Origin of the sequence: Marivita lacus, assembly GCF_014637725.1 — a bacterium.
Taxonomy (GTDB): domain Bacteria; phylum Pseudomonadota; class Alphaproteobacteria; order Rhodobacterales; family Rhodobacteraceae; genus Marivita; species Marivita lacus.
The window spans coordinates 188,044-210,088 of the sequence record NZ_BMFC01000001.1 but is presented as its reverse complement, the minus strand read 5'-3'; the positions used below and the strand labels follow the sequence as shown (position 1 = coordinate 210,088).

The 22,045-nt window shown below is 62.4% G+C and carries 25 protein-coding genes and 1 other annotated feature; of the genes, 14 read left to right on the top strand and 11 right to left on the bottom strand.

The genetic code is table 11. The features are described from left to right. Nucleotides 1-36 precede the first annotated feature (36 nt). Nucleotides 37-390 (bottom strand): DNA-directed RNA polymerase subunit omega, encoded by a 354-nt coding sequence (gene rpoZ / locus IEV82_RS01115; protein ID WP_188480104.1) that lies wholly within the window; start codon nucleotides 388-390, stop codon nucleotides 37-39. A 73-nt stretch (nucleotides 391-463) separates the two neighbouring features. Next, on the bottom strand, nucleotides 464-1,027 hold the full coding sequence (gene folK, locus IEV82_RS01110; RefSeq protein ID WP_188480103.1) for a 2-amino-4-hydroxy-6-hydroxymethyldihydropteridine diphosphokinase: 564 nt from the start codon (nucleotides 1,025-1,027) through the stop codon (nucleotides 464-466). A gap of 153 nt (nucleotides 1,028-1,180) precedes the next feature. Here folK and IEV82_RS01105 point away from each other — a divergent pair, with 153 nt between their 5' ends. Both IEV82_RS01105 and IEV82_RS01100 read left to right on the top strand, forming a co-directional pair. Further along, the gene (locus IEV82_RS01105) at nucleotides 1,181-1,753 is read left to right on the top strand and encodes a LabA-like NYN domain-containing protein (RefSeq protein ID WP_188480102.1); all 573 of its coding nucleotides are present in this window, start codon (nucleotides 1,181-1,183) and stop codon (nucleotides 1,751-1,753) included. 25 nt (nucleotides 1,754-1,778) lie between these two features. Next, complete coding sequence (locus IEV82_RS01100) at nucleotides 1,779-2,216, top strand: YqaA family protein (RefSeq protein ID WP_188480101.1); 438 nt, start codon at nucleotides 1,779-1,781, stop codon at nucleotides 2,214-2,216. Between the two features lie 2 nt (nucleotides 2,217-2,218). Here the strand turns inward: IEV82_RS01100 and IEV82_RS01095 are convergent, their stop codons facing one another. Both IEV82_RS01095 and IEV82_RS01090 read right to left on the bottom strand, forming a co-directional pair. Continuing rightward, entirely contained in the window at nucleotides 2,219-3,451 is a 1,233-nt protein-coding gene (locus tag IEV82_RS01095) for an MFS transporter (RefSeq protein ID WP_188480100.1), read from the bottom strand. Between the two features lie 87 nt (nucleotides 3,452-3,538). Beyond that, nucleotides 3,539-4,009, bottom strand: coding sequence for a c-type cytochrome (locus IEV82_RS01090; RefSeq protein ID WP_188480099.1), 471 nt, complete (start codon nucleotides 4,007-4,009; stop codon nucleotides 3,539-3,541). A gap of 136 nt (nucleotides 4,010-4,145) precedes the next feature. Here IEV82_RS01090 and ispH point away from each other — a divergent pair, with 136 nt between their 5' ends. Continuing rightward, complete coding sequence (ispH, locus tag IEV82_RS01085; RefSeq protein WP_188480098.1) at nucleotides 4,146-5,096, top strand: 4-hydroxy-3-methylbut-2-enyl diphosphate reductase; 951 nt, start codon at nucleotides 4,146-4,148, stop codon at nucleotides 5,094-5,096. Between the two features lie 30 nt (nucleotides 5,097-5,126). On the opposite strand, the gene IEV82_RS01080 is transcribed toward ispH, so the two are convergent. Then, complete coding sequence (locus IEV82_RS01080; RefSeq protein WP_188480097.1) at nucleotides 5,127-7,442, bottom strand: DEAD/DEAH box helicase; 2,316 nt, start codon at nucleotides 7,440-7,442, stop codon at nucleotides 5,127-5,129. Nucleotides 7,443-7,665: 223 nt separating this feature from the next. On the opposite strand from IEV82_RS01080, the gene IEV82_RS01075 reads away from it, so the two are divergent. The 4 genes from IEV82_RS01075 to IEV82_RS01060 are packed head-to-tail and all read left to right on the top strand — an operon-like array spanning nucleotide 7,666 to nucleotide 9,779. Beyond that, a complete protein-coding gene (locus IEV82_RS01075; protein WP_188480096.1) occupies nucleotides 7,666-8,118 on the top strand; it encodes a DUF3429 domain-containing protein in 453 nt (150 codons plus the stop codon). Continuing rightward, a complete protein-coding gene (locus IEV82_RS01070) occupies nucleotides 8,115-8,705 on the top strand; it encodes a class I SAM-dependent DNA methyltransferase (RefSeq protein WP_188480095.1) in 591 nt (196 codons plus the stop codon). Before IEV82_RS01075 ends, IEV82_RS01070 begins: the two co-directional genes overlap by 4 nt. Next, nucleotides 8,698-9,159 (top strand): ribonuclease HI, encoded by a 462-nt coding sequence (gene rnhA / locus IEV82_RS01065; protein ID WP_188480094.1) that lies wholly within the window; start codon nucleotides 8,698-8,700, stop codon nucleotides 9,157-9,159. The genes IEV82_RS01070 and rnhA overlap by 8 nt, the downstream gene beginning before the upstream one ends. After that, nucleotides 9,156-9,779 (top strand): trimeric intracellular cation channel family protein, encoded by a 624-nt coding sequence (locus IEV82_RS01060; RefSeq protein WP_188480093.1) that lies wholly within the window; start codon nucleotides 9,156-9,158, stop codon nucleotides 9,777-9,779. The genes rnhA and IEV82_RS01060 overlap by 4 nt, the downstream gene beginning before the upstream one ends. 2 nt (nucleotides 9,780-9,781) lie before the next feature. Here the strand turns inward: IEV82_RS01060 and IEV82_RS01055 are convergent, their stop codons facing one another. Continuing rightward, on the bottom strand, nucleotides 9,782-10,960 hold the full coding sequence (locus tag IEV82_RS01055) for a MalY/PatB family protein (RefSeq protein WP_188480092.1): 1,179 nt from the start codon (nucleotides 10,958-10,960) through the stop codon (nucleotides 9,782-9,784). Nucleotides 10,961-11,063: 103 nt separating this feature from the next. On the opposite strand from IEV82_RS01055, the gene def (IEV82_RS01050) reads away from it, so the two are divergent. The 6 genes from def (IEV82_RS01050) to IEV82_RS01025 are packed head-to-tail and all read left to right on the top strand — an operon-like array spanning nucleotide 11,064 to nucleotide 13,985. Next, nucleotides 11,064-11,582, top strand: coding sequence for a peptide deformylase (gene def, locus IEV82_RS01050; RefSeq protein ID WP_188480776.1), 519 nt, complete (start codon nucleotides 11,064-11,066; stop codon nucleotides 11,580-11,582). After that, nucleotides 11,579-12,076 carry a peptide deformylase gene (gene def, locus IEV82_RS01045; RefSeq protein WP_188480091.1) on the top strand — a complete coding sequence of 166 codons (498 nt, stop codon included), beginning with the start codon at nucleotides 11,579-11,581 and terminating at the stop codon, nucleotides 12,074-12,076. The genes def (IEV82_RS01050) and def (IEV82_RS01045) overlap by 4 nt, the downstream gene beginning before the upstream one ends. Continuing rightward, complete coding sequence (gene def, locus IEV82_RS01040; RefSeq protein ID WP_188480090.1) at nucleotides 12,073-12,570, top strand: peptide deformylase; 498 nt, start codon at nucleotides 12,073-12,075, stop codon at nucleotides 12,568-12,570. The genes def (IEV82_RS01045) and def (IEV82_RS01040) overlap by 4 nt, the downstream gene beginning before the upstream one ends. A 3-nt stretch (nucleotides 12,571-12,573) precedes the next feature. Continuing rightward, a complete protein-coding gene (gene fmt / locus IEV82_RS01035; RefSeq protein ID WP_188480089.1) occupies nucleotides 12,574-13,485 on the top strand; it encodes a methionyl-tRNA formyltransferase in 912 nt (303 codons plus the stop codon). 2 nt (nucleotides 13,486-13,487) lie between these two features. Then, a complete protein-coding gene (locus IEV82_RS01030; protein WP_188480088.1) occupies nucleotides 13,488-13,748 on the top strand; it encodes a hypothetical protein in 261 nt (86 codons plus the stop codon). A gap of 3 nt (nucleotides 13,749-13,751) precedes the next feature. After that, nucleotides 13,752-13,985 (top strand): GlsB/YeaQ/YmgE family stress response membrane protein, encoded by a 234-nt coding sequence (locus tag IEV82_RS01025; protein ID WP_188480087.1) that lies wholly within the window; start codon nucleotides 13,752-13,754, stop codon nucleotides 13,983-13,985. An 11-nt stretch (nucleotides 13,986-13,996) separates the two neighbouring features. Here IEV82_RS01025 and IEV82_RS01020 read toward each other — a convergent pair whose 3' ends face one another. Beyond that, the gene (locus tag IEV82_RS01020; protein WP_188480086.1) at nucleotides 13,997-14,854 is read right to left on the bottom strand and encodes a universal stress protein; all 858 of its coding nucleotides are present in this window, start codon (nucleotides 14,852-14,854) and stop codon (nucleotides 13,997-13,999) included. A gap of 12 nt (nucleotides 14,855-14,866) precedes the next feature. After that, nucleotides 14,867-16,357, bottom strand: a complete 1,491-nt coding sequence (locus tag IEV82_RS01015; RefSeq protein ID WP_188480085.1) for a SulP family inorganic anion transporter — start codon at nucleotides 16,355-16,357, stop codon at nucleotides 14,867-14,869. A 65-nt stretch (nucleotides 16,358-16,422) separates the two neighbouring features. Then, nucleotides 16,423-16,479, bottom strand: a sequence feature (sul1 is cis-regulatory element that is thought to sense ions involved in sulfur or methionine metabolism; They are found in Alphaproteobacteria). Nucleotides 16,480-16,656: 177 nt separating this feature from the next. Here IEV82_RS01015 and IEV82_RS01010 point away from each other — a divergent pair. Beyond that, nucleotides 16,657-17,646, top strand: coding sequence for a glutathione S-transferase family protein (locus IEV82_RS01010; RefSeq protein WP_188480084.1), 990 nt, complete (start codon nucleotides 16,657-16,659; stop codon nucleotides 17,644-17,646). Here IEV82_RS01010 and IEV82_RS01005 read toward each other — a convergent pair. From IEV82_RS01005 to smc, 3 genes are all read right to left on the bottom strand, one after another. Then, nucleotides 17,643-18,005, bottom strand: coding sequence for a response regulator (locus IEV82_RS01005; protein WP_188480083.1), 363 nt, complete (start codon nucleotides 18,003-18,005; stop codon nucleotides 17,643-17,645). The genes IEV82_RS01010 and IEV82_RS01005 overlap by 4 nt on opposite strands. 184 nt (nucleotides 18,006-18,189) lie before the next feature. Continuing rightward, entirely contained in the window at nucleotides 18,190-18,546 is a 357-nt protein-coding gene (locus IEV82_RS01000; RefSeq protein ID WP_188480082.1) for a hypothetical protein, read from the bottom strand. A 41-nt stretch (nucleotides 18,547-18,587) separates the two neighbouring features. Next, nucleotides 18,588-22,043 (bottom strand): chromosome segregation protein SMC, encoded by a 3,456-nt coding sequence (smc, locus tag IEV82_RS00995; protein ID WP_188480081.1) that lies wholly within the window; start codon nucleotides 22,041-22,043, stop codon nucleotides 18,588-18,590. Nucleotides 22,044-22,045: the final 2 nt, after the last annotated feature.

Below are 22,045 nucleotides of genomic sequence, written 5' to 3'. Positions count from 1 at the left end.
CGCCTCATTCACATGCGGCCCGCATCGCAGCGAACCTTAGCCCTGACCCTGCGCCTCCATCAGCGCACGGAGCAGTTTTTCCTCGGAAAGATCGTCGTCGGCGGGCTTGTCGGGTTCTGCACCCATAAGCAACGCCATCGCGTCTTCTTCCGGCTCATCGACTTCGATCTGCGTCTGGTTCGATTCGATCAGACGTTCGCGAAGTTCGTCCGCCGATTGAGTTTCGTCCGCAATTTCACGAAGCGCAACAACGGGGTTCTTGTCGTTGTCGCGATCGACCGTGATTGCAGCACCGGCAGTCACTTCGCGGGCGCGATGCGCCGCGAGCATCACAAGCTCAAAACGATTTGGAACTTTGTCAACGCAATCTTCAACCGTCACGCGGGCCATGGGAACTCCAATTCATCGGGCAGCCTTAGAGGAATAACAGATATCCATCCGATCCGACGAATACAAGTCGATATCAGGATTCCAGCATAACAATCTCGGCCAGAGCCTCTGGCGCGAGTGAATTGCACATCTCGGTCACGGTCAAACCTAGAACCGGGTGACGCCACTGTGCCGCAATATCCCTGAGCGGCACAAGAACAAAAGCGCGGTCCTGCAAACGGGGATGCGGCAGCACCAGTTCCGAGGGCGCCGCCTGCCTTTGCCGGTCGGGCGAAAGTTTGCGCCACGTCTCGTAAGTCGCCAGATCCGGCAGCACCGAGTCGCCGCAGGCGATCAGGTCAAGGTCGAGCGTGCGCATGCCCCAGCGCTCCACACGCTCGCGGCCATGCTTTGCCTCGATTTCGTGAAGTTGCGCGAGGATATCTTTGGAAGGCATGTCCGACTTAAGATGCGCGGCGGCGTTGATGTAATCCGGGCCCGTCCCGGCCGGGAAACACGGCGTTCTGTAAAACGCGCTGATGGCTTGAACAGCCATGTTTTGTTGGCTCAGATCGTCAATTGCCGCCTTGAGCGTGTCGCTCGGCAAAGACCCGCCGGAGGGCAAATTTGCACCCAAAGCGATATAGAAATCGTTCATAAATCTGTCATATCTGCGAGACTGCCGGGAATTCTCACCTTGCGATGCTACCTCAAGTCATTAAATCACCTGACGCGGCTTTGCCAACAGGGTTCGGAACCACCACTCCCGATCACTGGTTAAGTCGTTGCTTTATTTCGAAAGGCTCAATTCATGTTTTACAAAGACGAGCGTTTGGCGCTGTTCATTGACGGCTCGAATCTCTATGCGGCTGCAAAATCGCTGGGGTTCGACATCGACTACAAGCTGCTGCGGCAGGAATTCGTACGTCGTGGCAAACTTCTGCGCGCCTTCTACTACACGGCTCTGCTGGAGAATGACGAGTATTCGCCGATCAGACCCCTGGTCGATTGGCTGCATTACAACGGTTTCAACATGCGGACGAAACCGGCCAAGGAATACACCGACAGCCAGGGCCGCCGTAAGGTCAAGGGCAACATGGACATCGAACTCACTGTCGATGCCATGGAACTCGCGGATCACGTCGATCACGTGGTGCTGTTTTCCGGCGACGGCGACTTCCGTCCGTTGATCGAAAGCCTGCAGCGCAAGGGTGTCCGGGTGTCGGTCGTGTCCACGATCCGCAGCCAGCCGCCGATGATCGCGGATGAATTGCGGCGTCAGGCCGACAACTTCATCGAACTGGACGAACTGCGTGACGTGATCGGGCGCCCACCGCGCGATCCGATGCCAGAGCGTCAGCCGGTTGCGGCTGAACAGGACTGAGTGTTGATCCCGCTTCGAATGCCTCATGTGGAGTGACCTGCTTGCGTTAAGCGGTCTTTTCATCGTGGCGTTCGGAGCGGCAACAATCCTGCCGTTCCAATCCGAGATCGTGTTCGTCGCGCTCCAATTGCGCGGAGACATCCCGATCGGATGGATCATCCTCTTTGCAAGCGTCGGAAATATCCTCGGCTCAGGGCTCAATTACGTCATGGGCCGGGTGCTGGAACGGTTTCGGGGCCGACGCTGGTTTCCGGTGACCGATGCTCAGCTTGAGCGGGCCCGCGAGTGGTACCTCAAATGGGGGGTCTGGACGCTGCTGCTGAGCTGGGCACCTCTCGGGGATGCGCTGACAATCGTGGCAGGGGTCATGCGGACCAATGTCTGGCTGTTCTTCCTGCTGGTCGGCATCGCCAAGACGGTCCGCTATATCATTGTCGCGTTGGCGACGGCTGCGGTGTTCTGAGATCAGACGATGTTTTTTGCCAATGGCAGATCGCGGGCGGCGCGCGTAATGCCCAGGATCATGAGCGCGGTGGCGGCGCAGAAATACCCCGCAACGCCCACGAACTGCGTTTCTATCCCGACCCCTAGGTCGATCAGCAGCCCGGTCAGGCCCGGACCGATGGCCGATCCCAACACCATGACAGCGGTGGCCATCGACTTGATCGCACCGATGTGCGCGGTGCCGTAGAATTCCGCCCAGAAGGCGTTGGGCAGGGTGGAATTCGCACCCGATGTGATCCCAAGGAAGACAAAGCCCAAGGCAAGCCCCCATGCGCTGTCGCTGACTGCGAACAGCAGGAACGCGACAACCATCGGCAGTTGGTAGAATGGGGTCAGTCGCGCCGTTCCAAGCCTGTCCAGTGCCCAGCCCGACACCACCATCGAGGTGATCCCGATGAGGGTGTAAAGCGGGAAGAAGCTGACGAAGACGAGGTGTTCGAGCCCCTTCACCTCGGCGATATGGACCTGGTGAAAGAAGAATGCGGTGTTGAAGGCGGCGGGGCCAAGTGCTGCGGGCACCATGCACCAGAAGAGCGGATGCCGAAGCACCTCCATCCGCTGCCAGTGCCGCCCGGACATCCCGAGTGCCACATCCGTTTCTGCATGTGACGCGGGGGTCCGTTCCTGCGCCAGCAACCTTGCCAGAACGGGTACAGCACCGAGGCAGATCAGAGCGCCGACAATCCAGAGGTTTTGCCACGCGATCACGGTCATCGCCGCCACTACCGCCATCGGTGCCAGGGCTTCGCCAACGGCAAAGCCCAGCGTGGCGATGGACAGCGCGCGCCCGCGTGTGGCGACAAACCAGCGCGCCATCGCGATCACCGCGATATGCGAACACATGCCCTGACCGAAGAATCGCAGCGCGAAGATGATGACGGGCAGCGCCCAGACCCAGGGGTTGAACGCCATCGCCAGACACGACAGCGCAAGGCCGACCAGAACGACGGGGCCAAGGAGTCGGACACGGAACAGATCGGTCAGGCCTCCTGCCCAGACCATCACCGCTGCCGACACCATCGTGCCGACCATGTAGATCCCGCCCCATTCTCCGTGACTCAGGTCAAAGGCAAGGCGGAGTTCCCCGGCAAAGAGAGAGATGAAATAGGTCTGGCCGAATGACGACAGGAAGGTGAGCATCACCCCCGCGGTCAGAAAGGGCGCATTGGCACGGATGAAGTCTGTAAGGCGCATTCCCACGCCATGCCCCCAACATCGCATCAAGGCAAGCGGCAAAGCAGGCGGGATGCCCGTCGCGACTATTCCCGGTAGAGTCCCGTGTCAGGGCAGGACGCGCGCGTTGATCTCGTTGTGGATGTCCTGAACCTGTGCGGGCCAGGTGCTTTTGATGTAACCCAGAATGCTTGCGATCTCATCGTCGCTCAGCACATCGCCAAAGCCCATCATGTTGGATTTGTAGCTGCCGCCGACGATGGCCTCTGTGCCCTCGCGCACGATCCGGATCAGAAGCGCATTGTCATGATGCCAGGTGTGGCCTGTTTCGTCATGCGGTGGCGCGGGCAGGTATCCGTCCGCATCGCGATCCTGCCAATTGGGTTGCTGCCCTTCGAGGTTGGTGCCGTGGCAGCTGGCACAATAGTCGGCATAAAGCACTTTGCCTTCGGCGATTCGCGCGGGGTCGGTATAGGGCAGGGTGGGACGTGCCGCGTCGGCGGTCCATGCCGGGGCGATCCAGACAGCACCTCCCAGAATCAGGGATGTCGCCACGCCTGCGATGAGGGTCTTCTTCATTCGGAATCCTTGGGTCTTTCTGCCGGACATCACGGGGTTCCCGCACAGGAAGGTCAAGTCACGGCGCGGTGAACCCCGCATTGCACTGGAAACGCGCGTCCCGAGGCTTTAGGTCTTGGGCATGACGGAGACAGACATGACCAAACCGCCCCTGACACTCTACCTTGCCGCGCCGCGCGGCTTTTGCGCCGGTGTGGACCGCGCCATCAAGATCGTCGAGATGGCGCTCCAGAAATGGGGTGCGCCTGTCTACGTGCGCCACGAGATCGTGCACAACAAATACGTGGTGGATTCACTGCGCGACAAGGGTGCGGTGTTTGTCGAGGAACTGGATGAATGCCCCGATGACCGACCGGTGATCTTTTCCGCGCATGGCGTGCCCAAAGCCGTGCCCGCCGAAGCGGCCAAGCGCGAGATGATCTATGTCGACGCGACCTGTCCCTTGGTGAGCAAGGTGCATATCGAGGCGGCGCGGCACCATGAGAACGGTCTCCAGATGATCATGATTGGCCACGAAGGCCATCCCGAAACCATCGGCACGATGGGGCAATTGCCCGAGGGTGAGGTGCTTCTTGTCGAAACGGTTGCGGATGTGGCCAAGGTGGATGCGCGCGATCCCGAACGTCTGGCCTTTGTCACGCAAACGACGCTTAGCGTGGATGACACGATCGACATCGTGGCGGCACTGCATGCCCGCTTTCCCAAGATTGTCGGCCCGCACAAGGAAGACATCTGCTACGCCACCACGAACCGCCAGGAGGCGGTCAAGGCGATGGCCCCGAAATGTGATGCGATGCTGGTGGTCGGTGCGCCCAACTCGTCCAATTCGCGGCGTCTGGTCGAAGTGGGCAGCAAGGCGGGATGCGCCTATTCCCAGCTTGTCCAGCGCGCCCCCGATATCGACTGGCGCGCATTGGACGGGATCGCCAGCATCGGCATCACCGCCGGTGCCAGCGCGCCCGAAGAGCTGATCAACGAAGTGATCGACGCCTTCCGGGATCGCTATGAGGTCACGGTCGAGATGGTCGAAACGGCAGTCGAGAACGTGGAGTTCAAGGTGCCGCGCGTTTTGCGGGTGCCTGCGTAAAGGTGCGTGCTTGCACGCACCGATCATGGCTCATTTCTTTCCGCCGGGTTTCCCGCTGAACTTGCCCGCGGGTTTGCCGGTTGGCTTTCCCCCTGGCTTGCCGCCAAACTTTCCGCCCGGTTTCGCGGCACCTGCACGCGGCTTGCGCATGCTTTGCGACGGATCGCTCGCATTGGCGCGGGTGGCTGCACGGGCAACGTTCTTCTTGCTGTCCGGTCTGCCTTCGGGCGGCGGCGGACCCTTGGGTTTTCCCTTGCCCTTGTAGGGCTGCGCCTGAAATTCGCTTTCGGTGCGACGCGGCGGACGCTCTCCGCTGGGCTTGTCGCCATAGGGCTTGCGCTCGCGCGCCGGGCCGTCGGATTTGCCCTGATAGGGTTTGCGCTCGCGGGCAGGCCCGTCGGATTTGCCCTCGTACGGCTTGCGTTCGCGCGCCGGGCCATCGGATTTGCCCTCGTAGGGCTTGCGCTCACGCGCCGGGCCATCGGACTTGCCTTGGTACGGCTTGCGCTCACGCGCCGGGCCATCTGACGAACGGGCATACGATCCAGCAGGTTTGCCCGCTGGCTTGCGGTCCGCAGGTTTCGGCTTGCGCGCACGGGGCGCCGGATCGTCATTCCAGTCGATCGGTGCCGAAGACGATGGCGTCGGTTTCGCGGGGGCCTCGGTTCTGGCCTCCGGCACGTCGTGCCGGGCCACAGGCTCGGCTTGAGGCGCATCGCGGTACGGCTTGCGCTCTGGCTTGGGGCCGCGATTGGCCGCGGGCCGCGCGCCACGGTCAAAATCGGGTGCCTTGTCGAGCCGGGTCAGGGTCACGCCCTTTTCCAGCTCCATCTCGGGACCAACGGCATTCAGGAAGCGTGCAACCGACGATTCCTTGATCTGCACCAGTGAATGATCCTGCTGAATACGGATCGCGCCGATGTCGTCCTTGCTCAGATCGCCAGCGCCGCAGACCATCGGCAGAACTCGCCGGGGTTCGGCGTCGGCATCGCGGCCACCGGATACGGCGAACCAGACGCTCGGGCCGAACTCCTCGCGCTTTTCGGGTTTGGCACCGGGGTCCGACAGTTCTTCAGGCGCGGTGTGCTGTTCGCGAAACATGCGCAGATAGGCCGCCGCGATCTGCTCGGGCGTCTTTTCCGCCACAAGCCGTGTCACCACGGTTTCCTCTGATTCGCCCACCGGAGTGTCCCATGCCGGATCGGCGAACATGCGGTCCTCGTCCCGTTCAAGCACCTCTTCGGCCGAGGGTGCAGACCCCCAGTCGGATTTCAGCTTGGCCATACCCAGAATGCGCTCGGCCTTCTTGCGCACTTTCGGTGTCACGATCAACGCAGACACACCCTTGCGCCCGGCGCGCCCCGTTCGGCCCGAGCGGTGCAGCAGCGTTTCGTGGTTCGACGGCAATTCGGCATGCACAACCAGATCGAGGTTCGGCAGGTCGATGCCGCGTGCGGCCACGTCTGTGGCCACGCAGACCTGTGCCCGTCCGTCGCGCATCGCCTGCAGCGCGTGGGTTCGTTCGGTCTGCGACAGCTCGCCCGACAGGGCGACCACCTGAAATCCGCGATTCGACAGGCGGGTCGTCAGGCGGTTCACCATCGCGCGGGTGTTGGCAAAGACGAGGGCGTTGGGCGCCTCGTAGAACCGCAGCGTATTGATCACCGCGTTGTCGGTGTCGCGGTCATTCACCTGCATGACGCGGTAGGCGATGTCGGCGTGCTGGCTGGTTTCGGATTTGGTGACAACACGGATTGCATCGCGCTGATAGCTTTTCGCCAGCTTGGCGATCTGCGGCGGTACGGTTGCCGAGAACAGAAGCGTCTGACGGTCCTCGGGCGCTTCACCCAGGATGAATTCCAGGTCTTCGCGAAAGCCCAGATCCAGCATCTCGTCCGCCTCGTCCAGAATCACGGCGCGGCATTGCGACAGATCGATCGAGTTGCGCATGATGTGGTCGCGCAGACGCCCCGGCGTGGCGACGACGATATGCGCCCCCCGCTCCAGCGCACGGCGTTCATCGCGCATGTCCATGCCGCCCACGGTCGAGGCCATCACGACACCGGCCTGCGCATAGAGCCAGGACAGTTCGCGTTTCACCTGCATCGCCAGTTCGCGCGTCGGCGCGATCACCAAGGCCAGAGGCGCACCTGCAGGGCCAAATGTTTCGTCCTCGAGGATCGTCGGCGCGATGGCAAGGCCAAAGCCCAGCGTCTTGCCCGATCCTGTCTGGGCCGAGACCAAAAGGTCCGCTCCAACATATCCGGGATTGAGTACCGCCTCCTGAACCGGGGTCAGCGTTTCATATCCACGGGCATCAAGGGCGTCTTGCAGGGCTTTTTTCACGAGTGTCGTCTTCTTTGTATCAGCAGCCCGTCAGTGGGCCAAAGCGCGCGTCTAGATCATTGGGACGCAAATGTATAGCGTCATCACAGCACACCCAGCGAGGACCCGCTATGCATCGCTCGCAATCCTGCATCGACACGATTTTTGCCGTCTTTGTCGGACGGTTGGCGTTGGAACGCGCCTGAGCTAGGTCAAGGTGCGTCACCAGAACAACGGACCCAGCATGACCCAAATTCCCCGTTCCGCCCTGATCCTTGGCCTTGCCGGCGTGATCCCCTTTGCCTGGGGCGCGCTGACCTTGCTGTCCGATGCGGTGGCCCAATGGGGGCTGGACACGCTTGGCCCCCGGTTCATCGGGCCCTATGTGCAACTCAGCTACGGCATGGTGATTCTCAGCTTCATGTCCGGCGTGCTGTGGGGTTTTGCCACCAAGGCGCAAGGCGGGCAGGCGGCGACGGGCTATGCGCTGTCGGTGATCCCGGCGCTCTGGGCGTTTTTCATGACCGGCGGCGGACCCGTTTCGGCGGGCACCAATCTGATCTTCGGATTTCTGGGCCTGCTGGTGCTGGACTTTGCGTTCTGGACCTGGGGGCTTGCGCCGAAATGGTGGTTGCACTTGCGCGGGCTGCTGACGGCGCTTGTCATCCTTTGGCTGTCGGTGGGCGTGTTCCTGTGACCGACCGCGAGACGATCGCTGTCTACGATGCGCGCGCAAGCGACTATGCCGGGCTTGATCCCTCGGGCACCCCAAGCGACACATTGGCGAGCTTCATCGCAGACTTGCCAACAGGCGCGCGTGTTCTCGATCTGGGTTGTGGCCCCGGCACCTCGGCGCGTCACATGGTTCGGGCGGGATGTGCAGTCGACGCGATTGACGCATCCGTTGCGATGATCGAACTGGCCTCTGCCATAGAGGGCGTCACCGCGTGGCAGGCCAGTTTCGACGACATCACCGGCACTGCGATCTATGATGGCGTCTGGGCGAATTTCAGCCTGCTGCACGCGCGCCGCGCCGACCTGCCGCGCCATTTATCGGCGATACACACAGCGCTGAAATCCGGCGGCCTGTTTCACATCGCGGTCAAGGAAGGCACCGGTGAGGGGCGTGACAGGCTCAACCGCCATTACACCTACTACACCGAGGCCGACCTGACCGACCTGCTGCAACAGGCCGGTTTTACCGTCGGCCCCTATCGACGCGGGCGTGACAAAGGGCTAAGCGGCGAGGAAACCGACTGGATCTCCGTAACTGCCCATGCCTGACCTTTTTGCCTACACCGACGGAGCCTGTTCCGGAAACCCCGGACCCGGAGGCTGGGGCGTGCTGATGCAGGCCAAGGACGGCGAAACCGTGGTCAAGGAACGCACGCTTTCGGGGGGCGAGGCGAACACGACCAACAACCGCATGGAACTGCTCGCGGCGATCCACGCGCTGGAAACGCTGGCACGCCCGTCGGCGCTGACCATCATCACCGACAGCGCCTATGTAAAGAACGGCGTGACCGGCTGGATCCACGGCTGGAAACGCAACGGCTGGAAGACCGCGAACAAGAAGCCCGTGAAGAATGTCGAACTGTGGCAGCGGCTTGACGAGGCGCAGGCGCGGCATGACGTGACATGGGAATGGGTCAAGGGCCATGCAGGTCATCCCGAGAACGAACGGGCCGATGAACTGGCCCGCGAAGGCATGAAGCCCTTCAAAAAAGGTTCCGCGTGAGCCTCATTGCGCTGCTTGACCATGCGGCGGTGCTTGTCTTCGCCCTGACCGGGGCGCTGGTCGCCAGCCGCGCGCAGTTGGACATCATCGGCTTTGCGTTTCTCGCGATCCTCACCGGCGTTGGCGGCGGGACGATCCGCGATGTCCTGCTGGACCGCAACCCGGTCTTCTGGATGTCCGACCCGACCTATCTGGGCGTCGCCGTCCTGGCCGCCTTGGTGGTTTTCTTCACCGCGCATCTGTTCGAAAGCCGGTACAAGGCGATCCTCTGGCTCGACGCCGCTGCCCTGTCCTTTGCCGTGGCTGCCGGGGCCAATATCGCCGCCGCTCTGGGGCAAAGCGCGCCCATCGTCGTCGTCATGGGTGCCGTGACCGGCTGTCTGGGCGGCCTGATGCGCGACGTGGTGGCCAACGAAGTGCCGCTCGTTCTCAAGCAGGGCGAGCTTTACGTGACCTGTTCGGTCGCGGGGGCTGCGGTGATCGCGTTCGCGCCTGTTGCGGGCCTTGGCCCCACCCTCACCGTCCTCGTCGCCGCGGCGATCACCTTTGGCCTGCGCGCAGGCTCCATCGCCTTCGGCTGGAGCCTGCCGGTCTACAAGTCGCGCCCACCACGCAACTGATCCTATTGCAGGTCGCTGAACGCCTCTTGCAGGCGTTTGACAGCTTCTTCGACGCGGTAGCGCTGTGTCGCGAGGTTGAAGCGCAGGAAGCACGCGCCACCGGGGCCGAATTCCGGACCGGGGCTGGGGGCGATGCGGGCCTCCTTGCGGACACGGCGGCTGATCTCGTCAAACTCCATCCCGGTGCCGGAAAAATCGACCCAGGCGAGATAGGTCGATGCCAGCGGAAGGGACCGCACACCGGGGATGGCGTTGACCGCCTCATCAAAAATTCGGCGGTTCTCGATCAGGTGTTCGATCTGCGCATCGACCCACGCGGCGCCCTCGGGCGAATAAGCGGCGGTCACCATCTTGAGGCCCAGAGCGTTCGGCGAATAGTCCAGCGACCTTAGCCGCTGCGCCATAGTCTCGCGCAGTTTCGCATCGGGGATGATCATGTTGCCGGTCTTTTGCCCCGCGATATTGAACGTCTTGGACGACGCGGTCAGGATCACGGTCCGGTCGCGCGCCTCGGGGGCGGCGATGTCGAAGGGCACGAAGGTTTCGCCGGGATAGATGAAGTCGTGGTGGATTTCATCGGCCACGACGATCAGATCGTTGCGCCTGGCGAACTCGGCCACCTTGCGCAGTTCCTCGGCAGTCCAGATGCGGCCGGAGGGGTTCTGGGGCGAACAGAAGATCAGCATGGTTTCGGTGCCATCCAGCCGCGATTGCGCGTCCTCCAGATCGAGATGATAGGTGTCGCCCTCAAGAGTGAGTGGGCATTGCACAGGTTCGCGGCCCGCACGGCGGATCTTGAATTCGAACTCGTGGTAGACCGGGTTGAACGTCACGATCCGGTCGCCCAGTTGCGACCAGACGTCGAGGCACAAGGCAATCGCGTTGCCCAATCCCTGCGCGGTCAGGATCCAGTCCGTGTCGATGTCCCAGCCATGTCGGGTCTTCATCCACCACTGGATGGCGGCGTTGTAGTCGGTGAAATCGGTGAAATAGCCGAAGACCCCGTGATCCACCGCGTCCTGTAGTGCTTTCAACACACAGGGCGCAGTTGGGTAATCGCTGTCGGCGGTCCACATCGCGATGCCGTCTTCGCTGGACACGTCGAACTTGCTGTCCAGAATGTCCCACTTGGAACTGTGCGTGCCGCGCCGATCATTGGGTGTGTTGAAAAGATCATGCATATTCTGCTCCGATGGTTGGATTTTTCGCGACGCTACCCCAGTGACCGTCAGGTACAAGCCCCGGTCACTTGCCCTTGGCATGGGGATTGCCTAAATGCCTGCCATGAAATTGCCGATCCTCATCCACCCGGACCCGCGTCTGAAGAAAGCCTGTGCGCCCGTGCCCGATTTGTCGGACGATTTGCGCAGGCTGGCCAAGGACATGCTGGAAACCATGTATGACGCGCCGGGCATCGGGCTGGCCGCGCCTCAGGTGGGCGTGTTGTCGCGTCTGATCGTCGTCGATTGCATCAAGGACGACAGGGACACGCCGCGTCCGCTGGTGATGTTCAATCCCGAGGTCCTCGCGTCGTCCGACGATCTCAATGTCTACGAAGAAGGCTGCCTGTCGATCCCGGACCAGTTCGCCGATGTCACCCGTCCAGAGGCGGTCAAGGTTGCGTGGATCGACGAAAAAGGCAATCCGCGGGAAGAAGAGTTCGACGGTCTCTGGGCGACCTGTGTGCAGCACGAGATCGACCATCTGAATGGCAAGCTGTTCATCGACTATCTCAAGCCGCTCAAGCGCCAGATGATCACCCGCAAGATGGTCAAGCTCAAGCGCGAACAGGCGCGGGCATGAGCGTTCTGCCCATCGTCAGATGGCCCGATGCCCGGCTGTCGCAGGTCTGCGCGCCGGTCAGTGATCCGGCGGCTCTGGCCGATCTGGTGCAGGACATGTTCGACACCATGTACCACGCCCCCGGTCGCGGGCTGGCGGCACCTCAGATCGGTGTGATGCAGCGGCTGTTCGTCATGGACCCGACCTGGAAAGACGGCGACCGCACACCCTATGTCTGCATCAATCCGGAAATCGTGGCCTCCGGCGATAAAGTGGCCGAGAAAACCGAAGCCTGCCTGTCCATTCCCGGAGTCTCTGCCGATGTGATCCGCCCGACCGAGATCACGCTGGCCTATACCGATCTCGAGGGCGCACGGCAGGAAAGCCGCCTGACGGGGTTTGCTGCAACCTGCGCCCAGCACGAGCTGGATCACCTGAACGGTGTGGTGATCTTTGACCGCCTCGCGCCGGAGACCAAGGCAAGGCTCGAAACCGAGTACGCGGCGCTGTCATGACCAGCCGCACTTGCCTGCCCTGGCCACACAAATGCCTGCGCACCGCCGCCGCCCCGGTGGATGAGATCACCGACGAGATCCGCGCGATCTGGCAGGACATGATCGACACGATGGAGGCGATGCCGGGTGTCGGACTGGCCGCGAACCAGATCGGTATTCTCAAACGGCTTGCGGTTGTCGATGCGTCCGAGGAACGCGGCAAGGCCGTGCGCATGGCGAACCCCGAGATCCTGCACGCCTCGGTGCACCTGCGCCCGCATGAAGAGGCCAGCCCCAACCTGCCCGGAGTTTCCGCCACCATCGAACGCCCCCGCGCCGTGACCGTACGGTTCACGGCGTCGGATGGTACGGTGCGCGAACAGGACTTCGTGGGCCTCTGGGCCACGTCGGTGCAGCACCAGATCGACCATCTGAACGGCAAGTTGTATTTCGACCACCTGAGCAAGACCAAACGGGACATGCTATTGCGGCGCGCGAAAAAGCTGAAAGGCTAGGACATGCGGATCATCTTCATGGGCACGCCCGATTTCTCGGTTCCGGTGCTGGATGCTTTGGTCAAAGCGGGCCACGAGATTGCCGCTGTCTATTGCCAGCCGCCGCGCCCTGCCGGACGCGGCAAGAAGGACCGCCCGACACCGGTGCATGCCCGCGCCGAGGCCTTGGGTCTTGAGGTGCGCCACCCGACCAGCTTGCGGAATGCCGACGCACAGGATGCGTTTGCAGCGCTGGGCGCGGATATTGCCGTGGTGGTGGCCTATGGCCTGATCCTGCCGCAGGCGGTGCTGGACGCGCCGAAACACGGCTGCCTGAACATCCACGCCTCGCTCCTGCCGCGCTGGCGCGGAGCGGCGCCCATTAACCGCGCGATCATGGCAGGGGATGCGGAGACCGGCATCTGCATCATGCAGATGGAAGCGGGACTCGACACCGGGCCTGTGCTCTTGCGCCAGGCGACCCTGATTGGCGCAACCGAGACCACGGGCGCATTGCACGACCGGCTGAGCGCAATGGGCGCGGACCTGATCGTGCAGGCGCTGGCCCGGATCGACGATCTGACCGCCGAGGCGCAGCCGGATGCGGGCATCACCTATGCCCAAAAGATCGACAAGGCCGAGGCGCATATCGACTGGGCCCGCCCGGCCATCGAGGTGGATCGCCAGATCAGGGGCCTGTCCCCGTTCCCCGGTGCCTGGACGATGATCGGTCCGGAGCGGGTCAAACTGCTGGGCAGCGCCCTGTCCGATCAAAGCGGCTTCGCCGGAACTGTCCTCGATGACGCCTTCACCATTGCTTGTGGAACAGGAGCGGTTACCATTACCCGAGCGCAACGCGCAGGCAAAGGCGCGCAGGACAAGGAGACGTTCCTGCGCGGGATGGCTGTTCCGAAGGGCACACGGGTAGGAGAATAGCCATGTTCATGGTCCTGATGGGTACCGTCGTGATCGCCGGCATCGTCGGCTATATCTCGGAAAAAACCGGCTTTACCAATAACGGCATCCTGCAAAGCATCATCATCTGCGTTGGTGGGGCGTTCCTCGCCTATTTCGTGCGGATCATGTTCGGTATCGGCTTCGGGTCACCGGGCATGAACGCCATCGTGTCGTCGCTGGGTGCGCTGATCATCGTGCCGACCCATTGGCGCGCGTCGGTGCGCGACCGGCGGAGGAGATAGACCGTGGGAATCCTGGTTCTGTTGGTGATCGGCGCTGCTGCGGGTTTCCTCGCGACGCGCTTCATGCGGGTTGAGATGGGAACGCTTCAGACCGTCATGGTCGGTGTGGCCGGAGCCTTGATCGGAGGTCTGCTGATCCGGCTGCTGCTGGCCGCCACGGGTGCGGTGGCGGGGCTGGTCGGTGCGGTTCTGGGGGCGATGATCGTGATCTGGATCGTGCAAAAGCTTCGGTCCTGAGGCGCGAGGCCTCAGCGCATGATCAGGACCGGCACCTTGCAGGAGCGCAACATTTCCGTGGTGGTCGATCCGATGATAAAACTGCGCACCCGGCTGTGGCCATAAGCACCCATCACCAGCAGATCGTGGTCACCGGTCGAGGCCATCTGAGCCAGAACCTTTTCAGGCTCGCCGCTTTGAATGACGGTATCCGCATCGAATCCCCCCGCCTTGAGCGTTGCCGCCGCATCCGACAGGGATTTCTCAATGGTCGCTGTCTTCTTGCCTGCAAAGACAAGCGCGACCGACAGGCCCGCAAACACGGGGCTGCGGGCGATGTAATCGACGGCCTTGAGCGATGACGGACCACCGTCGAAGGCAACGAGGATCGACCGGATCGGCTTGAATGCACGGCTGGCGATGAAGACAGGCTTGTGGCTGGCGCGGACGATCCGTTCGAGGTTCGACCCCAGATGCTCCATCGCAAGGCCAGCCGCTTCGCCGCGTTTGCCGATGACGATCATGTCGCCGCTGTCTTCCTTGGCGGTCACGGTCTCGACCAGATCGCCCTGACGCAGGCGGGTTTCGACAGCGATGTCTCCTTCCTCCTTGATGATCGTCTTGGCATCTTCGAGGATGGCGCGTCCGTGTTCGTGGGCCAGCTTGGCGCGGGCGGCGTCCAGTTCAGAAAGCTGTTCGAGCAGCGCGGTGCGGGCCCCCAGCTTGATCGCGCCGGAGAGATCCTGCTTTTCGACGGCGTCGCGACGCCCCATGACGTGGTAGACCTTGACGGCCCAGTCGTTTTTCTTGGCAATCCAAGCCGCGTGTCGACAGACGCTTTCTGAATAGGCCGAGCCATCGACAAGGGCGATGAGTGTGTTGGTTGTCATTGTGCAGTCCCCCTAGTGGCTCATCAAGTCATCCATCGCGCCGGGCTTGTCATGGATGGCAAGCTTGTCGACGATGGTTTCCGAGGCTTCGTTCAGGCCGATCAGTTCGACCTCTGCGCCTTCCCTGCGGAACTTGAGCACAGCCATGTCCAACGCTGCAACCGATGAAATGTCCCAGATATGGGCGCGGCTGAGGTCGATGGTGACTTTCTCGGGCGCTTCCTTGAAGTCGAAGGCCTTCATGAAGTTTTCGGAGGACGCAAAGAACAATTGTCCTTCGATGATGTAGGTGCGGTGGTTGCCGTCCGGTGTGATTGTCGAGCGGACGCGGAACAGTTGCGAGATTTTCCAGGCAAAGAAGATGCCGGACAAGAGCACGCCGACCAGAACGCCAATGGCGAGGTTGTGGGTGTAGATGACGAAGAACACGGTCGAGAGCATGACGATGGACGACGATCTCGGGTGATCGCGCAGGTTCTTGATCGAGGACCAAGAGAACGTGCCGATGGAAACCATGATCATGATCGCGACAAGTGCTGCCATCGGAATGATTGCCACGATATCACCCAGCGCCACCACCATGATCAGCAGGAACACCCCGGCTGCAAAGCTGGACAACCGTCCGCGCCCGCCGGATTTCACGTTGATGATCGACTGCCCGATCATCGCGCAGCCCGCCATGCCGCCGATGAAACCGGTGGCGGTGTTGGCAAGCCCCTGGCCGATGCACTCCTGGTTGCGGTTCGAGGTGGTGTCGGTCAGGTCATCGACGATCTGCTGGGTCATCAGGCTTTCGAGCAGGCCGACGACGGCAACGGCGACCGAGTAGGGGAAGATGATCTGCAATGTCTCGAAGGTCAGCGGGATGTCGGGGATCAGGAACACCGGCAGCGTATCGGGCAGATCGCCCATATCGCCGACAGTGCGCACATCCCAGCCCATCGCGACCACAATGGCGGTCAGGACGATGATCGTCACCAGAGGAGAGGGAATGGCTTTGGTGAGCAATGGAAACAGATAGATGATCGCCAGCCCGGACGCCACCAGCGCATAGGTCAGCATCGGTACGCGGCTTGGATCAAGTTCAGGCAATTGCGCGATGAAGATCAGGATGGCGAGCGCGTTCACAAAGCCCGTCATCACCGATTTCGACACGAACCGCATGACGTATCCGAGCCGCAGAAAGCCGGCGGCGATCTGCATGAGCCCTGCGAGCACTGTCGCGGCAAGCAGGTATTCCAGCCCGTGATCGCGCACGAGTGTGACCATCAGCACCGCCGTCGCGGCCGTTGCCGCCGAGATCATGCCGGGCCGTCCGCCCGTTATCGCCGTGATGACGGCAATCGAGAACGACGCATAAAGACCCACCTTGGGGTCAACGCCCGCGATGATCGAGAACGCGATCGCTTCGGGGATGAGGGCCAGCGCCACCACAAGACCGGAGAGAAGGTCGCCGCGGATGTTGTCCGTCCACTGGTGACGGTATTTTGCGATAGAGATCATGAACAGTTCTTTGCCCGTAGGCCGCGATGGGAAGGCGCGGTCTTTGTCCGTGTCGTCGTTTGACGGTTTGTCCGGCGGATCGGCGGCCGGAAGAGCCAGCAGGGTCGCAGCCCCGCTCCATGTTCGAGGCAGCGCTTACACCGGTCTTCGCTCAAAGCCAAGGTCTCTGGGTCCAAAGGTGAGGACAAGTGGCCGCCTGCAAGGTCTGTGCGCAAACCCGGACCTGTCTGCGCGGGTGTGGGCGTTTCCGGGAACGCACCGTGGGCCTAGATTGTTGGGCAACAGGAAGGGAACATGATATGGGATTGTTGGTAGACGGCGTCTGGAAGGACCAGTGGTACGACACGAAAAGCTCTGGCGGCAAGTTCGAGCGCAGCACGGCAAAGTTCCGCAACTGGATCACCACGGACGGAAGCGCGGGACCGTCAGGCGAGGGCGGGTTCCCGGCCGAGTCCGGTCGCTATCATCTTTATGTCAGCCTTGCGTGCCCTTGGGCGCATCGCACGCTGATTTTCCGCGCCATCAAGGGGCTGGAAGACCACATCGGTGTGTCGGTTGTACATCCGGACATGCTTGGGGACGGGTGGACGTTTGACAGCGATTTTCCGGGCGCCACGGGCGACACTCTCCATGGTCTGACCTTTGCCCGTGACATCTATCTGAAGGCGGACCCCGAAATTTCGGGTCGCGTCACCGTGCCGATCCTTTGGGACAAGCAGCGCGAGACCATCGTGTCGAACGAAAGCTCGGAAATCATCCGGATGCTGAACTCGGCCTTCGACGGGATCACCGGAGACACGCAGGATTTCTGGCCGGTGACGCTGCGCGAGGAGATCGAAAGGGTGAATGCCCGCGTGTATGACACGGTCAACAATGGTGTCTACAAGGCCGGTTTTGCCACCAATCAAGAGGCTTATGACGAGGCGGTTGTGCCGCTGTTCGAAAGCCTGGACTGGTTGGAGGGCATTCTGTCATCGCAGCGCTATCTGGTCGGGCCGAACATCACGGAGGCTGATTGGCGGCTGTTCACCACGCTTGTCCGCTTCGATTCGGTGTATCACCTGCACTTCAAGTGCAACAAGCGGCGGATCGTCGATTACCCGAACCTCTGGGGGTATACCCGCGAGCTCTATCAATGGCCGGGAGTGACGGGCACCGTGAGCCTTGATCACATCGTGCGCCACTACCATTACAGCCACGACACCATCAATCCAAACCGGATCATTCCGATCAACCCTGTGCTTGATTTCGATGCCCCGCATGGACGAGAGCATCTGGCCTCAATCTAGCCGGTCTTCGCGTAATGCTCGACCATCGCGGCCAGGTCTTCGGGCTGGGTCGCGATGGGCACAAAGGCGCAGGCGTTCGCGCAGAGCTGGAAAATCGACCCGTCCGAGAAAAAGCTCGTGTTGGTGACAAAGATCACGCGGGCGTCGGGATGCCGGTAACTTGCGTAATCCGCCACCGCGATGGCGCTGCCGCCTTCGAGAACCACATCAAGAATGATGATCGGGTAATAGTGTTCGTGCAGGTGGTTGATCGCGCTGTCCTGATCCAGCGCCACATCCGCAACATGGTCGTGCCGTTGCAAATGGCGTTGCCAGATATAGCCAAGCTTGGCGTCGTTTTGCACGATCAGCACGTTCATGGGGTCAGGCGGTCTTTCATGGTGTGTGGTCCCTGAGGGCACAGAGTCCGCTCCGAGTAGATAACAAACGGTTAACTCGCGGGTAATGAATGTCATCAATTGGTTAAATTAAGCGGAAACTGGCCGAAAAGACGCGCTGATGCCCCATCGTCACAGTGTGGGCACCCGCTCCAGTTGTCGTTGATCAGGGACGTGTGGGAAACCGATCACCGGAAGCCGTGATAACGATCAGTCGCCCCGACGCATCCGTGACGTAAAGATCACAGCGCGAGAAACCCGTGACGAATTCGACACAGATCGTGCTGTCCTCCATGACGGTGAAATAGCCGTACCCGGTGCCGTCATTGTTTGCGTAGGTGTAGGTATATCGGCCATCCGCAAAGAACTCCGATTGGCCCTCGTCGAAAAAGGTGATGGTCGTCCCCCGCAACAGGCTGTCCAACGCGGCCTGCTCGAACAGCGCGTCGGTGTCCCGAGGTTCCCATTGCTGGGCGCTCAGAACGGCGGGGATCAGGGCAAGAGCCAAGGCAAATCGTGTCATGCGAGCAGCCTAGCTGAATAAGCCCACACGAGGAGACACGTTTACGCGACGAGGCGTTCCGCTTTCTTGAGGTCGACCGATACAAGCTGGCTGACGCCCTGTTCCTGCATCGTGACCCCGAACAGCCGGTCCATGCGAGACATGGTGACCGCGTGGTGCGTGATGATCAGGAACCGCGTTTCCGTCCGGCGGCACATCTCGTCCAGCAGGTCGCAGAAGCGCGTGACGTTGGCATCGTCCAGCGGCGCGTCCACCTCGTCCAGCACGCAGATCGGCGCGGGGTTTGCAAGGAACACCGCAAAGATCAGCGCCAACGCGGTCAGGGTCTGTTCGCCACCTGACAGCAGCGACAGGGTCGACAGCTTCTTGCCCGGCGGCTGGCACATGATTTCCAGTCCGGCTTCGAGCGGATCGTCGCTTTCCACCATCACAAGGCTGGCCTCACCTCCGCCAAAGAGATGGGTGAAGAGCAGGGTGAAATTGCTGTTCACCTGCTCGAACGCGGTCAGAAGGCGTTCACGCCCTTCGCGGTTGAGGCTGGCTATGCCGGATCGCAGCGTCTTGATCGCCTCTTCGAGGTCCAGCTTTTCGCTCAGAAGCGTATCATGTTCTTCCTGCACCTCGCGGGCGTCTTCCTCGGCGCGCAGGTTCACGGCGCCCAAGGCGTCGCGCTGTCGCTTGAGCCGGTTCACATCGGCATCAATCGCTTCGGCGCGGGGCAGGTTGTCCGGGTCCGCGCCCAGTTTCTGCAAGAGGCTGGTCGGGCTGGTTTCCTGCTCGTCCGCGATCCGCACTGCCGCCGCGTTGACCGCATCGCGCGCGGCTTCGGCACGGGCCTCTGATCGAGCACGGGCTTCGCGGGCCTCGGACGCGGTGCGCTCGGCTTCGCGTTCCACCTGATCCGCCGTGCGGAGTGAAGCTTCGCCGGCGGAGAGCGCGTCTTCTGCCGCGGACTTGCGGGCATCGGCCTGAGTGATCTCGTATCCAAGGCTCTCGCGCTGGGTGGCCAGTTCTTCGGGCAGGCTTGAAGCGTTGTCGAGTTCGGCCTGCGCGGCTGCGCGGCGGTCCGCCAGTTCCGCGCTGCGTTTTTCGGCGGTCTCAAGACGGTGACGCCAGCCGCTGAGTTCCTTGGTGACCTGTTGCGACCGACCCTTGCGGGCATCGCCCTCGCGGCGCAATTCATCTTGCGCAGACCGGCGCGACATCATCGTCATGCGCGCGGCTTCGACCGTCATCTTGAGATCTTCGACCTCGGCGCGGGCCGAGTCCAGATCATCAAGGTCGGCAACAGCGCGCTGGGCCTCGACAAGTTGCGCCCGCGCCGTGGTCGCTTCGTCCTCGTAGCGTTTGACGGCCATCGACAGGCTTTCCAGCTTGCCCTCGGCCATGTCGCGGTCAGCCTCTGCCCGGCTGAGCTTGCGCGCGGCGTCTGTGACCGCGGCATCGGCATCACGCCGCGCCTGCCGTGCGGCTTTTTCCGCCATCGCCAGATCGGTCATCCGCTGGGTCAGGCTTTCATGTGCGGCACGCGCACCATCGACACGGGCAGAGGCGCGGGCGGTTTCCTGCTTGAGCGATTCCAGCCGGTTCAACTGTTCAAGCCGCAGCGCGGTGGCAGAAGGCGCATCCTCGGCCCATGCGCGATACCCGTCCCAGCGCCACAGATCGCCTTCAAGGCTGACCAGCCGTTGACCGGGTTTCAACAACGGTTGCAGCCGCGCGGCATCGTCCGGGTCAGCCAGACCGATCTGTGCCATGCGCCGTTCCAGCACTTCGGGAACGGACACGTGGTTGGTCAGCGGGGTGATCCCCTGCGGCAAGGGCTGATTGGTGTCGTAGCGCGGCAGCGCCGTCCAGCCGGTCGGGCCATCACCCTCCACTTCGGGGGCCCGCAAGTCATCGGCCAAAGCCGCGCCAAGCGCCTTTTCGAACCCCTGTTCGACCTGCAAACGGTCAAGGATTTGCCCACCCTCGGCGGTGTCCCGATCCAGCAGCCGGGCAAGCGCGGTGGTCTCGGCGCTCAGCGCGTTCATCTCGCCTTCGGCTTCGGAGCGTTCGGCGCGGGCATCGGCCTCGCGTGACTGGGTTTCTGCGCGGGCGGCTTCGGCCTCGGTCAGCACCTGATCAGCGCGTTCGGCCAGATCCTGCGCCGCTGCCTGTTCGGTCTCGGCTATGGCGGCAGTTTGGTTGGCGTGGGTCAGGGCCTGTTTCGCAGCGGCCATCGCATCGCGCGCGCGCACCGCATCCGCCTCGTTGCGGTCGAGCGTTTTCTGGCTGTCGGACAAGAGCCTGTGCGCCGACTGGTGCCGCGCGGCTAGGCGCGCCACGTCTTCAGTCTGCTGGCTCAGATCGGCTTCGCGGGCTTGCAGCACCGCGCCTGCTTCCTGCGCCGCTTCGATTGCTGCCGCCAGCTTGTCGTCGTGACCCTCTGCCGCTTTGGTCAGTTCGCGCGCTTCCCATTCAAGCTGCTGGATGGTCTCGCCCGCGTCGTGGTTCAGGCCGCTTTCGCGCTCCATGTCCTTGGTCATCTGGTCGATGCGGCGGGTCAGTGTTTCGATGGTATCTGCCGCGCGGCGTTCCTGTTCGGACAGCGTGTCACGCTGGAGCGAGAGGCGTTGCACGATGGCCGCAGCAATGGCGGCTTCCTCGCGCAATGCGGGCAGGGCGGCATTGGCCAATTCGCGCGACTTGGTCGCTTCGCGCGCGGCGGCTTCGGCGCGGGCGGCCTCGGTGGTGCGTTCGCGCAGCTGCGCATCGGCCTCGGCGCGGGAGAGGTCAGCGTCTTTCCAGCGGCGATACAGAAGCAGCCCCTCGGCATGGCGCAGTTCTTCGCCAATCGCACGGTAGCGGGCGGCCTGTCGCGCCTGTCGGGCCAGTTGGGCCAGCTGCGCGGCCAGCTGCTCGATCACGTCATCGACGCGCAACAGGTTCGCCTCGGTGCTGTTGAGCTTCAGTTCCGCTTCGTGTCGGCGCTGGTAGAGGCCGGAGATCCCCGCCGCCTCTTCGAGGATGCGGCGGCGGTTCTTGGGCTTGGCGTTGATCAACTCGCTGATCTGGCCTTGCCGCACCAGCGCGGGCGAATGCGCGCCGGTGGAGGCATCGGCGAAGAGCATCTGCACATCGCGGGCGCGCACATCCTTGCCGTTGACCTTGTAGGCGCTGCCCACGTCGCGGGTGATGCGGCGCACAATGTCGATCTGGTCCTGATCGTTGAAACCCGCCGGGGCCAGCCGGTCGGAGTTTTCGATCTGGATCGACACTTCGGCAAAATTGCGGGCAGACCGCGTGGCGGCACCGGCAAAGATCACGTCTTCCATGCCCCCGCCGCGCATCGCGGTCGGACGGTTTTCCCCCATCACCCAGCGCAGCGCCTCGAGCAGGTTGGACTTGCCACAGCCGTTCGGCCCCACAACGCCGGTCAGACCATCGGAAATGACCAGATCGGTGGGGTCAACAAAGCTTTTGAAACCTGTCAGACGGAGTTTGGAAAAGCGCACCC

Coding starts and splice junctions, on each gene's coding strand:
- rpoZ (WP_188480104.1), bottom strand. CDS start 390: ATGGCCCGCGTGACGGTTGAAGATTGCGTTGACAAAGTTCCAAATCGT.
- folK (WP_188480103.1), bottom strand. CDS start 1,027: ATGAACGATTTCTATATCGCTTTGGGTGCAAATTTGCCCTCCGGCGGG.
- IEV82_RS01105 (WP_188480102.1), top strand. CDS start 1,181: ATGTTTTACAAAGACGAGCGTTTGGCGCTGTTCATTGACGGCTCGAAT.
- IEV82_RS01100 (WP_188480101.1), top strand. CDS start 1,779: ATGTGGAGTGACCTGCTTGCGTTAAGCGGTCTTTTCATCGTGGCGTTC.
- IEV82_RS01095 (WP_188480100.1), bottom strand. CDS start 3,451: ATGCGCCTTACAGACTTCATCCGTGCCAATGCGCCCTTTCTGACCGCG.
- IEV82_RS01090 (WP_188480099.1), bottom strand. CDS start 4,009: ATGAAGAAGACCCTCATCGCAGGCGTGGCGACATCCCTGATTCTGGGA.
- ispH (WP_188480098.1), top strand. CDS start 4,146: ATGACCAAACCGCCCCTGACACTCTACCTTGCCGCGCCGCGCGGCTTT.
- IEV82_RS01075 (WP_188480096.1), top strand. CDS start 7,666: ATGACCCAAATTCCCCGTTCCGCCCTGATCCTTGGCCTTGCCGGCGTG.
- rnhA (WP_188480094.1), top strand. CDS start 8,698: ATGCCTGACCTTTTTGCCTACACCGACGGAGCCTGTTCCGGAAACCCC.
- IEV82_RS01055 (WP_188480092.1), bottom strand. CDS start 10,960: ATGCATGATCTTTTCAACACACCCAATGATCGGCGCGGCACGCACAGT.
- def (WP_188480776.1), top strand. CDS start 11,064: ATGAAATTGCCGATCCTCATCCACCCGGACCCGCGTCTGAAGAAAGCC.
- def (WP_188480091.1), top strand. CDS start 11,579: ATGAGCGTTCTGCCCATCGTCAGATGGCCCGATGCCCGGCTGTCGCAG.
- def (WP_188480090.1), top strand. CDS start 12,073: ATGACCAGCCGCACTTGCCTGCCCTGGCCACACAAATGCCTGCGCACC.
- fmt (WP_188480089.1), top strand. CDS start 12,574: ATGCGGATCATCTTCATGGGCACGCCCGATTTCTCGGTTCCGGTGCTG.
- IEV82_RS01030 (WP_188480088.1), top strand. CDS start 13,488: ATGTTCATGGTCCTGATGGGTACCGTCGTGATCGCCGGCATCGTCGGC.
- IEV82_RS01020 (WP_188480086.1), bottom strand. CDS start 14,854: ATGACAACCAACACACTCATCGCCCTTGTCGATGGCTCGGCCTATTCA.
- IEV82_RS01015 (WP_188480085.1), bottom strand. CDS start 16,357: ATGATCTCTATCGCAAAATACCGTCACCAGTGGACGGACAACATCCGC.
- IEV82_RS01010 (WP_188480084.1), top strand. CDS start 16,657: ATGGGATTGTTGGTAGACGGCGTCTGGAAGGACCAGTGGTACGACACG.
- IEV82_RS01005 (WP_188480083.1), bottom strand. CDS start 18,005: ATGAACGTGCTGATCGTGCAAAACGACGCCAAGCTTGGCTATATCTGG.
- IEV82_RS01000 (WP_188480082.1), bottom strand. CDS start 18,546: ATGACACGATTTGCCTTGGCTCTTGCCCTGATCCCCGCCGTTCTGAGC.